The organism is Streptomyces sp. WAC07094 (genome assembly GCF_036320405.1).
Lineage (GTDB): Bacteria > Actinomycetota > Actinomycetes > Streptomycetales > Streptomycetaceae > Streptomyces > Streptomyces lannensis.
This window is the reverse complement of record NZ_JAVMJZ010000001.1, coordinates 5,871,702-5,884,642: the sequence shown is the minus strand read 5'-3', so window position 1 is coordinate 5,884,642 and position 12,941 is coordinate 5,871,702. Positions and strand designations below refer to the sequence as shown.

The window sequence follows — 12,941 nt, the reverse complement described above, 5'->3', positions numbered from 1 at the left end:
CGATGGCGCCCCCGACCGGCCGCGGCCGACCGGCCGTCCACCCGGGCGCCTGGTGGCTGTGGTCACTGGGGCTCGCCGTCGCGGCCACCCGTACCACCAACCCGCTCGTGCTGGCCCTCCTCGTCGCCGTGTCCGCGTACGTCGTAGCGGCCCGCCGCACACAGGATCCGTGGTCCCGCTCCTACGCGGCCTTCGCCAGACTCGCCCTCGCGGTCCTCGTCATCCGCCTGGTCTTCGCCGTGGTCCTCGGCTCGCCCGTCCCCGGTACCCACACCGTCCTGACCTTGCCCGAAGTCCCCCTGCCGCACTGGGCCCAGGGCATCCGCATCGGTGGCCGGGTCACCGCCGAGGGCCTTGTCTTCGCCCTGTACGACGGCCTCAAACTGGCCACCCTGCTCATCTGCGTCGGTGCCGCCAACGCGCTGGCGAATCCGGCAAGGCTGCTCAAGGCACTCCCGGGTGCCCTGTACGAGACGGGTGTGGCGGTCGTCGTGGCGCTCACCTTCGCCCCGCACCTCGTCGCCGACGTCCGGCGCCTGCGCGCGGCACGCCGGCTGCGCGGCCGGCCCGACCGGGGCCTGCGCGGGCTGCTCCAGGTAGGACTGCCTGTCCTGGAAGGCGCGCTGGAACGCTCCGTCGCCCTCGCCGCCGCCATGGACGCGCGCGGCTTCGGCCGCACCGCCGACGTACCCCCCGCCGTCCGGCGCACCACCGCCGCCCTCACCCTGGGCGGCCTCCTCGGCGTCTGCGCGGGGACGTACGGACTGCTGACGGCCGAAGGGGGCGTCTACGGTCTGCCCGTCCTGCTCGTGGGCCTCGCCGCCGCCCTCGCGGGCCTCCGGCTCGGCGGCCGGCGCTCGCCGCGCACGCGCTACCGGCCGGACGTCTGGGGCGCACGGGCGTGGCTGGTCGCCGGTTCCGGGATCGTGGCGGCGGCGGTGCTGGCCGTCGCCGCCGCCCTGGACCCCTCCGCGCTGCACCCCGGTGTCGTCCCCCTGGCCGCTCCGGCACTGCCCCTGCTGCCCGCCGCGGCCGTCCTGGTCGGTCTGCTGCCCGCGTTCGTCACCCCCGCACCCGAGGAGTCCGCGTGATCCGCTTCGAGGATGTCTCCGTGTGGTACGACGCGGCGGCCGAACCCGCCGTCGAGGGTGTCGACTTCGAGGTCCCGGAGGGCGAACTGACGTTGCTGGTCGGCCCGTCCGGGGTCGGCAAGTCCACGGTGCTGGGCGCGGTGAGCGGGCTGGTCCCGCACTTCACGGGCGGCACCCTGCGCGGCCGTGTCACCGTGGCCGGACGCGACACCCGTACCCACAAGCCGCGTGAACTCGCCGACGTGGTGGGCACGGTGGGGCAGGATCCGCTGTCCCACTTCGTGACGGACACCGTGGAGGACGAACTCGCCTACGGCATGGAGTCATTGGGGCTGGCCCCGGCGGTCATGCGGCGGCGGGTCGAGGAGACCCTGGACCTGCTGGGCCTCGCCGATCTGAGGAACCGGCCGATCACCACCCTGTCGGGCGGCCAGCAGCAGCGCGTCGCGATCGGCTCGGTGCTCACCCCCCACCCGAAGGCCCTCGTCCTCGACGAGCCGACGTCCGCTCTGGACCCCGCGGCGGCCGAAGAGGTTCTCGCCGTCCTGCAGCGGCTCGTCCACGATCTCGGTACGACCGTCCTGCTCGCCGAGCACCGGCTGGAACGGGTCGTCCAGTACGCCGACCGGGTCGTCCTGCTCCCCGGCCCCGGTGCCCGTCCGGTCATCGGCGCCCCGGCCGAGGTCATGGCCCTCTCCCCGGTGTATCCGCCGGTGGTGGACCTGGGCCGGCTGGCGGGCTGGTCGCCCCTGCCCCTCACGGTGCGCGACGCCCGCCGCCGTGCGGACGCCCTGCGCGAACGGCTCGCGGACGCGTCACCCGTGGACGGCCGGGATCCGTCTCCCCGCGCGGCGTCGAACCCCGGTACCGAAGTCCCCGTCCCGCGGCGCTTCCTGCGCCGGCGCAGCGTCCTGGACGCCCCGCAGGCCCAACCCGCGGCCGCCGTCACATCCCTGGCCGTCCGCCGTGGCGCCGTCGAGGCGCTGCACCAGGTCGACCTGACCGTCACCGCCGGTGAGACCGTGGCCCTCATGGGGCGCAACGGAGCCGGGAAGTCCACACTCCTGTCCGCGCTCGTCGGGCTCGTCGAACCGGCCCGTGGTTCGGTACGGACCGGCGGCGTGGTCCCGCACCGCACCGCACCGCGTGACCTGGTACGGCGCGTGGGCCTCGTACCGCAGGAGCCGCGGGACCTGCTGTACGCGGACACGGTGGGCGCCGAGTGCGCCGCCGCGGACCGGGACGCGGACGCCGTCCCCGGCAGCTGCCGGGCACTGGTGACGGAACTGCTGCCCGGCGTCACGGACGACGCGCACCCGAGGGATCTGTCGGAGGGGCAGCGGCTGGCGCTCGCCCTGGCCGTGGTCCTCACGGCACGCCCCCGGCTGCTGCTCCTGGACGAGCCGACACGCGGACTCGACTACGCGGCGAAGGCGCGTCTGGTCGCCGTGCTGCGCGGGCTCGCCGCCGAGGGACACGCCATCGTGCTGGCCACTCATGATGTGGAGCTGGCCGCGGAACTCGCCCACCGGGTGGTGATCCTGGCCGAGGGCGAGGTCGTCGCCGACGGGCCGGCCGCCGAGGTGGTGGTCGCGTCCCCCTCGTTCGCGCCCCAGGTGACGAAGGTCCTCGCCCCACAGCAGTGGCTCACCGTCGCCCAGGTCCGGGAGGCACTGTCGTCATGACACCCCGCACGCCGAGTCCGGCCGCCGCCTCCCGGATCCGTCCCGTCCGCCTCGGCCCCCGGTCCGTCGCCGCTCTCGCCCTGGTGAGCGCGGTCGGTGCCGCGGGGTTCACCTGGCCCCTGTTCGCCGACCCCGCCTCGCAGGTCGGCGCGCACGCCCAGGACGCGCCCTGGCTCTTCGCCGGTCTGCTGGTACTGCTGGTCGCCGTCGTAGCGGCGACGATCTCCGAGTCGGGGCTCGGTCCCAAGGCCGTGGCGATGCTCGGCGTGCTCGCCGCGACCGGTGCCGCCCTGCGGCCCATCGGTGCGGGTACGGCCGGCATCGAGCCGATGTTCTTCCTGATGGTGCTGAGCGGGCGGGTGCTCGGGCCCGGCTTCGGGTTCGTCCTCGGGAACGTGACGATGTTCGCCTCCGCCCTGCTGACGGGCGGGGTGGGACCGTGGCTGCCGTTCCAGATGCTGGCCATGGGCTGGTTCACCCTGGGCGCGGGGCTGCTGCCGGGCTACCGGCTGCGGGGGCGGGGCGAGGCGGCGATGCTCGCCGGATACGGCTTCCTGGCCGCGTTCGCGTACGGCACGGTGATGAACCTCGCCGGCTGGCCCTATATGAACGCACTCGCCTCCGGCATCGCCTTCGACCCGCATGCCGGGCTCGCCGCCAACCTGGCCCGCTTCCTCGCCTACTGCGTGGCCACCTCACTGGGCTGGGACCTCGGGCGGGCCACCGTCACGGTCGTCCTGACCTTCTTCCTCGGTCCGGCCGTGCTCAGGGCACTGCGCCGGGCGACCCGTCGTGCCGCCTTCGAGAGCCCGGTCGCCTTCGAGCCGCGCTGAGACGAGACGCCGGTCACATCCCAACTCCCGGGCATGCGGCGCCGGTCACATTCGGCGGGGCTTCGGAGACCCCTCGCCCGTCCACGGGCCGCGACCTGGGTCACACCGCGGGGCACCCGGCTGCGGCGCGGGTCACACCCTTCGCCTTCGCTCCGTGTCACCTCCTCGACGGTCGGTGACCCAAACCGTGACGAGCCCCACGTGAGCGGGGTCACCTACGGCCCGTGGCCGTAGATCGAGTGAGTGGGCATGTCCGCGGCAATTCGGCCTCCGACCTGCGGATTGAGAGCCAGGTCACACGAGCGCCACATACCTCTGATGCGACCACAACTAGTAAAAAGGGTCATTGCGGACATTCCTTGAGCCTGCTTCTCTGGATGACGTCGCCGGGCGCCGACGGGCCCACACGGGCCACGGCGCCGACGTACGCCCCCACCGCACCCCACGCGGTAACGGCATGCCTGCGACTCCTTGTCCCCGAACGAAAAGGTTCTCTGTGTCCGTCTCCTTCATCCGCCGCGTCGCTTCCCCGAAGAAGGCCTTCGCCACTGCCGCCGTCGCCGCCGCCGCGTCCGGCATGCTGCTCACCTCGGTGCCCGCCCACGCGGCCACCGACTCGGCCTCCAACGCCCGGACGATCGCGCACCAGATGATTCCTGACGCCGCGCAGTACGAAGCGTTCAACAAGATCGTCACCCACGAGAGCGGCTGGAACATGCACGCCACCAACGCCTCGTCCGGTGCCTACGGCCTGGTCCAGGCGCTGCCCGCCTCCAAGATGGCCTCCGCCGGTGCCGACTGGAAGACGAACCCGGCCACCCAGATCAAGTGGGGCCTGGACTACATGAACTCCCGCTACGGCAGCCCCGTCGCCGCGTGGAACTTCTGGTCCACCCACCACTGGTACTGAGCCGGCCGAGCTCACACTGCCGCGAAGGCGGCGGTCCCCCTCCGGGACCGCCGCCTTCGGCGTGTCCGCACACGCCCGCCGCTTGCGCACCGTGTGCGGCCTCAGGGCACCAGGCACTCGAACCACACGGTCTTGCCGTCCGAAGACTCCGGCTCCACACCCCACTTGTCGACGACGGCGTCGACGAGCAGCAGCCCGCGTCCGCCTTCCGCGCCCGGGGGCGGTGCGTGCGTCACCGAGGGAAGCCGGGAGCACCCGTCGGTCACCTTCACCCGGACTCCCGCGGCCTGCCGCAGGACGAGCAGCGTGCAGTGCCGGTCGGGCACATGGCGCACGACGTTGGCGACCAGCTCGGTCACGGCCAGTTCCACGGCGTCCGCCAAATCCGCCATCTCCCACTCGCGCAGGAGGGAGCGGACGATCCGGCGGACGTGCCGGGCCGAGTGCTCGCCCACGGTCAGGCGCATGCGGTACTGGTTCGCACGGGCGACCAGGAGGGGCGGGGGAATGTAGTCGTTCACCGTACAAGGCTGACCTCGCACGACTACGCTCGGCTACGGATCGAATACAACCGGCCCGGCGGTGGGCCCGGTTGCGCAAGAGGGGGCCGTGCATGACCCACGTCAACGTCCTCGACCCGGGTGCCTCCCCACTCGACTACTACGGCTTCGAGCTGCGCCGTCATCGGGAGGCGGCGGGACTGACGCAGAAACAGCTCGGGGACATCGTCAACTACACGGGTTCGCTGGTCGGGCAGATCGAGACGGCACGGAAGCTGCCCACACCCGAGTTCAGCGAGCGGGTGGACGCGGCACTGGGGACGGGTGGGTTGCTCTCGCGGCTCGTCGCACTGGTCATGCGCAGCCAGCTTCCGGCGTGGTTCCAACACGTGGCGGAGTTGGAGGCGCGGGCCACGGAGGTCTGCACGTTTCAGATGGGCATGATCCACGGCCTCCTTCAGACGGAGGCGTACGCACGGGCCACCCTCGGTGCACTGGATCGAACCCGCCTCGACGACCGCACCGCAGTACGCCTGGCCAGGCAGCGCATCCTCGACAAGGAGGAGCCGCCTGTGCTGTGGATGGTCCTTGGAGAAGCCTCACTGTTCCAAGAGATCGGCGGCCCGGAAACCATGCGAGGACAACTGGCCCATCTGTTGTCCTTCGAAACCACACCCGCGGTCAACGTCCAAGTATTGCCGTTCTCGGCTGGAGCCCACGCGGGACTAACAGGCTCGTTCACGATCTTCCGCTTCGCGAGCGATCCGGACATCGTTTATACCGAGGGCTACGGCAGCGGGCATCCGACCGCTGATCCGGACACCATCAAGAACTGCTCGCTCCGTTACGATCATCTACAGGCCGCCGCGCTGTCCCTCCGGGACTCGGCGGAACTGATCCGGCGCGTGATGGAGGAACGGTATGGAGGACAACTCGATCCCGGCCGCGACGCGGTGGCGTAAGTCCAGCTACAGCAGCGACCAGGGTGGCGAATGCCTCGAATTCGCCGAACTCCCGGACGCCGCCGTGGCCGTACGCGACTCCAAGACCCCCGCCGGGCCGGTGCTCACCCTCGGGCCCGCCGCCTACGCGGCGTTCGTCTCCTGGGCGTCTACAACCGCTGAATGATCGTGCCGGTGGCCAGTCCGCCACCCGCGCACATGGTGATGAGCGCGAACTCCTTGTCGGTGCGCTCCAGTTCGTGCAGTGCCGTGGTGATCAGCCGTGCCCCGGTCGCACCCACCGGGTGCCCCAGCGCGATCGCGCCGCCGTTCACGTTCACCTTCTCCAGATCCTGCCCGAAGACCTGGGCCCAGCTCAGTACCACCGATGCGAACGCCTCGTTGATCTCGACCAGGTCGACGTCCTTCAGGGACATCCCGGCCTTGCCCAATACGGCCTTCGTGGCGTCGATCGGGCCGTCGAGATGGAAGTGCGGGTCGGAACCCACCAGCGCCTGGGCCACGATGCGCGCCCTCGGCCGCAGCTTCAGCGCCCGCGCCGTCCGTTTGGACACCCACATGATCGCCGCCGCACCGTCGGAGATGTGCGACGAGTTGCCGGCCGTGTGCACCGCCGTCGGCATGATCGGCTTGAGCCCCGCCAGCGCCTCCATGGACGTGTCCCGCAGCCCCTCGTCCCGGTCGACCAGCCGCCACATGCCCTGACCGGCCCGCTGCTCCTCCTCCGTGGTCGGGACCTGCACGGCGAACGTCTCGCGCTTGAACCGCTCCTCGGACCAGGCGATCGCGGCCCGCTCCTGCGAGATGAGTCCGAGCGAGTCGACGTTCTCGCGGGTCAGCCCCCGGTGTCTGGCGATGCGCTCCGCCGCCTCGAACTGGTTCGGCAGGTCCACGTTCCACTCGTCGGGGAAGGGCTTGCCGGGACCGTGCTTGGAACCCGAGCCGAGCGGCACCCGCGACATGGCCTCCACACCGCAGCTGATCCCGACGTCGATGACGCCCGCCGCCACCATGTTGGCCACCATGTGCGAGGCCTGCTGCGAAGAGCCGCACTGGCAGTCCACGGTCGTGGCGGCGGTCTCGTACGGCAGGCCCATCGTCAGCCACGCCGTACGCGCGGGGTTCATCGACTGCTCGCCCGCGTGCGTCACCGTGCCGCCCACGATCTGCTCGACGCAGTCGGCGTGGATGCCGGTGCGGCCGAGGAGTTCGCGATAGGTCTCGCCCAGAAGGTAGGCGGGGTGCAGCTGGGCGAGCGCGCCGCCGCGCCTGCCGATGGGGGTGCGTACGGCTTCGACGATCACGGGTTCCGCGGCCATGGGGGGCTCGTCCTCTCCTCGGTCACCCGCGCGGCGCGGGCGTCCCGGCCCACCCGCCACGCAGAACTAGTACGCGTTCTAGTTCTGCATGCAGTCTGCTGACAGCGGGACCACAGTGGCAAGGGTCTTGCAGCCTCCGAAGTCGCGATCTGCACGAATCCCGCACGCAATTGGAGTGGCCGCGCCTCTTGCGACTTGTAGAACCCGTTACTACCTTCACCGCCATTCCTGATGGACCGTCAGAATACTGGGGGTCGCCATGCCCTGTCCCGCGCTGCCCGACGGGTTCGACTTCACCGACCCCGACGTACTGCACCATCACGTCCCACTATCGGAGTTCGCCGAACTGCGCCTGGCCGAGCCGGTGCGCTGGATACCCCAGGCGGGCAACGTGGCCGGCCTGGATACCCCAGGCGGGCAACGTGGCCGGCTTCCAGGACGAGGGGTACTGGGCCGTCACCCGGCACGCGGACGTCAAGTACGTGTCCACGCATCCGGAGATCTTCTCCTCGTCGCTGAACACCGCGATCATCCGGTTCAACCAGCACATCGAGCGCGACGCGATCGACGCCCAGCGGCTGATCATGCTCAACATGGACCCGCCGGAGCACACCCGGGTCCGTCAGATCGTCCAGCGCGGCTTCACCCCGCGCGCCATCCGTGCCCTGGAGGAGCGGCTGCGCGCCCGTGCGCACGCCATCGTCCAGAGCGCCCTCGATCGGCGGGGCCCGTTCGACTTCGTCACCGAGATCGCGTGCGAACTGCCCCTCCAGGCCATCGCCGAGCTGATCGGCGTCCCGCAGGACGACCGAGCCAAGATCTTCGACTGGTCCAACAAGATGATCGCGTACGACGACTCGGAGTACGCCATCACCGAGGAGGTCGGCGCCGAGGCGGCCACCGAGATCATCACCTACGCGATGAACATGGCCGCCGACCGCAAGCAGTGCCCGGCCAAGGACATCGTCACCACGCTGGTGGCCGCCGAAGGCGAAGGCAACCTGTCCTACGACGAGTTCGGGTTCTTCGTGCTGATGCTGTCCGTCGCGGGCAACGAGACGACGCGCAACGCCATCACGCACGGCATGCACGCCTTCCTCACCCACCCCGACCAGTGGGACCTCTACAAGCGGCAGCGACCGTCCACGGCTGCGGAGGAGATCGTCCGCTGGGCGACGCCGGTGGTCGCCTTCCAGCGCACGGCCACCCAGGACACCGAACTCGGCGGCAGGCGGATCACCAAGGGGCAGCGGGTCGGCCTCTTCTACTCGTCCGCGAACAACGACCCCGAGGCCTTCGAACGCCCGGAGGTCTTCGACGTCACCCGCGACCCCAATCCACACCTCGGCTTCGGTGGCGGCGGCCCGCACTACTGCCTCGGCAAGTCCCTGGCGGTGCTGGAGATCGATCTCATCTTCCATGCGATCGCCGATGCCATGCCGAACCTGCGGCTGGTCGACGACCCGCGCCGGCTTCGCTCGGCCTGGATCAACGGCGTGAAGGAACTCCAGGTCAGCGCGGAGTGACCGACGCGGGCCGTCGGCCTCCCGGCGCCGCCGGCCCGTCCCGAGGGAGGCAGGGGCATCCCCCCGCGCCCCGCCCCTGCCTCCCCCGAGAATTCCGCCGACGCGTCCCGCGGCCGGGTGAACGTCCTTCTTCCGTTTCACGTCTACCAGGGGGCACAGTCGTCCCACACCGCCGAAGACGTCGAACGGAAGCGCGTACCTGTGGTCCCTGCCGACCTCGCCCTCACCCGGCCCGAGCACCCGGCCGCTGTACGGCACCGTCCTCTCCGGGCGTTCCGGGACCGCCATCGGGTCCCTCTTCTCGCCACGCTCCCCACACTGCCGCTGTACGCCGTGTGGTGGTTCCTCCTCGCCACGGGCGGAGGTGATCTCGCCGCCCAGGAGGCGTGGGCCCAATTCACGGCCCGCAACGGCGGATCGGCGTACGGCCTCTTCTGGTACGGCGGCATGCACACCGCCAACTACAGCCTGCTCTCCCCGTATCTGATGGCCGCGCTCGGCGTGCGCACGGTCACCGTGGTCTCCGGTGTCACCGCCGCCTGGCTGGCCGCCGTGCTGATCGCGCGTGCCGGGGTCCCGCACCCGCTCGGCCCCGCGCTGCTGGCCTCACTGGCACTGTGGTGCAACGTGGCCTCCGGGCGCACGACCTTCGCGCTGGGCATGGCGTTCGCCCTCGCGGGCTGTGTGCTGCTGGTGGGGAGGGAGCGGCGACCGCTGCCGGCGGCCGCGTACGCGACCCTCGCGACCATGGCCAGCCCGGTGGCCGGGCTGTTCCTGGCCGTGGTGGGGGCCGGCTTCCTGCTCGTACGGGACCGGCGACGGGCCCTCGTCCTGCTGCTGCCGCCGTTCGCGATGGTCGCCACCACCACGGTGCTGTTCCCTTTCACCGGCGAGCAGTTGATGCCGGCCGACCGCATCTGGCAACCCGTGGTGCTGGGACTGGCCGTCACGCTCCTGGCCCCACCGCACTGGCGGGTCGCACGGTGGAGCGGGGTGGTGTACGCGGCCGGGACAGTCCTCGCGTATCTGATCCCCTCGCCCGTCGGCACGAACGTCGAGCGTTTCGCCGAGCTGTTCGCGCCCGCGGTGCTGCTCGCGGCGCTGCTCGGGCAGCCCCGGCTGCGCGTGCTGCGGCGCAATCTGCTGATCGTCGCGCTCGTCTTCTCCGTCGTGTGGGTGGGTCGCAAGACCGTCGACGACCTCCGGGTCTCCACCGCGGTGCCGGCCTGGGCCGCCGACACCGGCGGGGTTCTCCGGGCGTTGCGGGGGCTCGGCGCCGACCGTACCCGCGTCGAGGTCGTCCCCGCGCGCAACCACCGGGAGGCGACCGCGCTCGCCCCGCACATGAACCTGGCCCGCGGCTGGAACCGCCAGCTCGACATGGAGCGGGGCCGTCTCTTCTACGACGGCACGTTCTCGGCGGCGGCCTACCGCCGCTGGCTCGACCACTGGGCGGTCGGCCTGGTCGTCCTGCCGCTGGGCAAGCCCGACGGGTACGCCGAGCAGGAGGCACGGCTGGTCCGGGAGCACCGGCCGGGCTGGCTCGAACCGGTGTGGCAGGACGCGCACTGGCGGGTGTACCGGGTGCGTGACGCCGTGCCGCTCGTCTCGGCACCCGCCACCGTGGTGCGCACGACGAGCGCCGAGGTGGACGTACGCGTCCCGCGCCCCGGCTCGGTGACGGTGCGGGTCGCCCACTCGCCGTGGCTGCACACCGACGGCGGCTGCCTGGGCCCGCAGGGCGAGTTCACCCGGCTGACGGTCAGCGCGCCTGGCACGTACCGGATCAGCTCGGAGTACGGGCCGCCTCCGGCGCCGGGGCACTGCTGACCGCGGCCGCGGTCACCCGGGCCCGCGGTCCCTGGAACAGCTGGGCCAGCCCGAAGCCGACGCCGACGACGGCGGCTCCGCCGGCCGCGTCCAGCACCCAGTGGTTGCCCGTCGCCACGATCGCCGAGACCGTGAAGAGGGGATGGAGCAGGCCGAGCACCTTCATCCACCACTTGGGCGCGAGGATCGCGATGGTGAGACCGCACCACAGGGACCAGCCGAAGTGCAGGGACGGCATCGCCGCGTACTGGTTGGTGAGCGCGGTGAGCGTGCCGTAGTCCGGCTTGGAGAAGTCCTGCACCCCGTGCACGGTGTCGATGATCCCGAGATGCGGCATCAGGCGCGGCGGAGCCAGCGGGTAGAGCCAGAAGCCGATCAGCGCCGCGAAGGTGGTGAAGCCGAGCACCGAGCGCGCCCAGCGGTAGTCGACCGGGCGGCGCCAGTAGAGCACGCCCAGGACGGCCAGCGGGAACACGAAGTGGAAGGACTCGTAGTAGAAGTCGAAGAAGCCCCGCAGCCAGCCGACCCCGGCGACGGCGTGGTTGACCCAGCGCTCGACGTCGATGTGGAGAAGGCGCTCGACCGCGAGGATCTGGTCGCCGTGGTGCTCGGCGCTGACCCGGCCCGCCGTGCTGCTGTCGCCGGTCGCGGCGAGCCGGACCTGGGCGTAGGCGGCGTAGGTGACCCGGATGAGCAGCAGTTCGAGCAGCAGGTTCGGGCGGGTGAGGACCCTGCGCAGGAACGGCAGGAGCGGGACGTGCTTCCATCGGGTGGGCACCGGCCGTGCGTACTCGGTGGGAATCGGGGCCCGGTAGTAGGGGGAGGTGCGGGACAGGAACGGCACGCAGATGGCGGCGCCGAGGGCGGCCAGGAGCACCAGGTTGTCGCGGAGCGGCTCGAGCGCCCCCATGTTGGGCAGCATCATCCTCGCGGGCAGCGTCATCAGCAGGACGACGGCGACCGGCCACACATACCGGTCCGAGGCCCTTCTGCCGACCCGGCCGACCACCGCGAGCAGCACCCACAGCAGCTGGTGCTGCCAGCTCGTCGGCGAGACGGCGACGGCGACGCACCCCGTGACCGCAACGGCGAGCAGGAGTTGGCCGTCGTGCGCGTACCGGATCGCTCGGCGCAGCCCGAGGACCGCGACGGCGGTGCCCAGCACGAAGAACAGTCCGATCTCCAGCGGCCCGGACAGTCCCAGCCTGAGCAGGGCGCCGTGCAGGGACTGGTTCGCGTGGTCGTCGGCCTTGCCCCCGAGCCCGGTGCCGGCCAGGTGGTGCACCCAGTAGGTGTACGAGTCGTGCGGCATCGCGGCCCAGGCGAGCGCGGTGCACACGGCGAAGGTGCCGGCCGTGGAGACCGCGGCACGGCGGCGGCCGGTGAACCACAGCAGGGGCGCGAACAGCAGCAGGGTCGGCTGAAGCGCGGCGCCCAGGCCGATCAGTGCTCCGCTGGTGCGTTCCCCGCGCACGGCGAAGCAGCCGAGCAGGACAAGCAGCACCGGGATGATGCTGGTCTGGCCGAGATACAGGGTGTTGCGCACCGGCAGCGACAGCATCAGCAGGCTGATCGCGACGGGCGCCGCCAGCAGCGAACTGCGCCGGGTCACCGGCTTGGGCAGGGCGCGGGCGGCGATCAGGCCGAGGGCGACGACCAGCAGCAGCGTGCCGAAGGTCCAGCTCCAGCCGAGGGCCTGTTGTGCCGCGCGGGTGAGCGGCTTGAGGACGAGTCCGGCGAACGGGGTGCCGGTGAACCGCGTCGAGTCGTACAGCGACCCGTTCACGTGCAGGACGCCGTTGGTCCCGACCCAGGTCTCGAGGTCCGTCAGCCGCTCCCCCCGGGGTGTGCCGAGGACGACGGCGACCTGGCGTACCGCCAGGACGGCGGCGACCGTCCAGAGCCCGACGCGGGCCACCTTCAGTCGTGCCTTCGCCTCGTGTGTGGTCCCCGCCCCGAAGGCACCGCTCATCTGCCCGCCGTGCTCCACGTTCGCCACGCCCCGTCGGCCCTCCCGCCCCGTTCGTCCCGTGCGTCCCGTGTGTTGCCCCGTGTCCGAACCCTATGAGGTTCCCGGCCCCCCACGGTGAGACGCAGGCAACCCCCTCTTCACCTGAGGTCCGCCCACCTTTTGTCCGGACGACGATAGCCGCGGGCCGTTCCGGTTCCACCCCCGCTGCGCGAGAAGGATCACAAACCGGACGACGGGCGCCGCACTCCGGTCCACCCATCGCCCCTGCTCGGGCCACATTTAGGTGCAGAATGCATCGATTCACTCACGGTCC

Annotated in this window: 10 protein-coding genes and 1 pseudogene; 8 read left to right on the top strand and 3 right to left on the bottom strand. The window is 71.4% G+C overall.

The features are described from left to right. The first annotated feature begins 2 nt into the window (after positions 1-2). The 4 genes from RCR19_RS25990 (at position 3) to RCR19_RS25975 (ending at position 4,519) form a co-directional block, all read left to right on the top strand. The gene (locus RCR19_RS25990) at positions 3-1,091 is read left to right on the top strand and encodes a CbiQ family ECF transporter T component (RefSeq protein WP_331267310.1); all 1,089 of its coding nucleotides are present in this window, start codon (positions 3-5) and stop codon (positions 1,089-1,091) included. After that, on the top strand, positions 1,088-2,776 hold the full coding sequence (locus RCR19_RS25985) for an ATP-binding cassette domain-containing protein (protein WP_331267309.1): 1,689 nt from the start codon (positions 1,088-1,090) through the stop codon (positions 2,774-2,776). Before RCR19_RS25990 ends, RCR19_RS25985 begins: the two co-directional genes overlap by 4 nt. After that, complete coding sequence (locus tag RCR19_RS25980) at positions 2,773-3,609, top strand: ECF transporter S component (RefSeq protein ID WP_331267308.1); 837 nt, start codon at positions 2,773-2,775, stop codon at positions 3,607-3,609. Before RCR19_RS25985 ends, RCR19_RS25980 begins: the two co-directional genes overlap by 4 nt. A 496-nt stretch (positions 3,610-4,105) precedes the next feature. Further along, the gene (locus RCR19_RS25975) at positions 4,106-4,519 is read left to right on the top strand and encodes a transglycosylase SLT domain-containing protein (protein WP_059125912.1); all 414 of its coding nucleotides are present in this window, start codon (positions 4,106-4,108) and stop codon (positions 4,517-4,519) included. Positions 4,520-4,620: 101 nt separating this feature from the next. Here the strand turns inward: RCR19_RS25975 and RCR19_RS25970 are convergent, their stop codons facing one another. Next, positions 4,621-4,986 (bottom strand): ATP-binding protein, encoded by a 366-nt coding sequence (locus RCR19_RS25970; RefSeq protein WP_331269559.1) that lies wholly within the window; start codon positions 4,984-4,986, stop codon positions 4,621-4,623. Positions 4,987-5,132: 146 nt separating this feature from the next. On the opposite strand from RCR19_RS25970, the gene RCR19_RS25965 reads away from it, so the two are divergent. Both RCR19_RS25965 and RCR19_RS25960 read left to right on the top strand, forming a co-directional pair. After that, entirely contained in the window at positions 5,133-5,981 is an 849-nt protein-coding gene (locus tag RCR19_RS25965; RefSeq protein WP_331267307.1) for a helix-turn-helix transcriptional regulator, read from the top strand. Beyond that, complete coding sequence (locus tag RCR19_RS25960) at positions 5,941-6,147, top strand: DUF397 domain-containing protein (RefSeq protein WP_331267306.1); 207 nt, start codon at positions 5,941-5,943, stop codon at positions 6,145-6,147. The genes RCR19_RS25965 and RCR19_RS25960 overlap by 41 nt, the downstream gene beginning before the upstream one ends. Here the strand turns inward: RCR19_RS25960 and RCR19_RS25955 are convergent. Further along, on the bottom strand, positions 6,131-7,300 hold the full coding sequence (locus tag RCR19_RS25955) for a steroid 3-ketoacyl-CoA thiolase (protein ID WP_331267305.1): 1,170 nt from the start codon (positions 7,298-7,300) through the stop codon (positions 6,131-6,133). The two genes, RCR19_RS25960 and RCR19_RS25955, sit on opposite strands and share 17 nt — an antisense overlap. A gap of 259 nt (positions 7,301-7,559) precedes the next feature. Here RCR19_RS25955 and RCR19_RS25950 point away from each other — a divergent pair. Continuing rightward, a pseudogene (locus RCR19_RS25950) lies at positions 7,560-8,826 on the top strand (cytochrome P450). Between the two features lie 201 nt (positions 8,827-9,027). Continuing rightward, positions 9,028-10,656, top strand: coding sequence for a hypothetical protein (locus tag RCR19_RS25945; RefSeq protein WP_331267304.1), 1,629 nt, complete (start codon positions 9,028-9,030; stop codon positions 10,654-10,656). Here the strand turns inward: RCR19_RS25945 and RCR19_RS25940 are convergent. Then, on the bottom strand, positions 10,613-12,655 hold the full coding sequence (locus tag RCR19_RS25940) for a bifunctional glycosyltransferase 87/phosphatase PAP2 family protein (RefSeq protein ID WP_331267303.1): 2,043 nt from the start codon (positions 12,653-12,655) through the stop codon (positions 10,613-10,615). The two genes, RCR19_RS25945 and RCR19_RS25940, sit on opposite strands and share 44 nt — an antisense overlap. Between the last annotated feature and the right edge of the window lie 286 nt (positions 12,656-12,941).

Bases quoted from the DNA above. Each gene is read 5' to 3' on its own strand.
- RCR19_RS25990 (WP_331267310.1), top strand. From the start codon at position 3: ATGGCGCCCCCGACCGGCCGCGGCCGACCGGCCGTCCACCCGGGCGCC.
- RCR19_RS25955 (WP_331267305.1), bottom strand. From the start codon at position 7,300: ATGGCCGCGGAACCCGTGATCGTCGAAGCCGTACGCACCCCCATCGGC.
- RCR19_RS25960 (WP_331267306.1), top strand. From the start codon at position 5,941: ATGGAGGACAACTCGATCCCGGCCGCGACGCGGTGGCGTAAGTCCAGC.
- RCR19_RS25965 (WP_331267307.1), top strand. From the start codon at position 5,133: ATGACCCACGTCAACGTCCTCGACCCGGGTGCCTCCCCACTCGACTAC.
- RCR19_RS25980 (WP_331267308.1), top strand. From the start codon at position 2,773: ATGACACCCCGCACGCCGAGTCCGGCCGCCGCCTCCCGGATCCGTCCC.
- RCR19_RS25970 (WP_331269559.1), bottom strand. From the start codon at position 4,986: ATGCGCCTGACCGTGGGCGAGCACTCGGCCCGGCACGTCCGCCGGATC.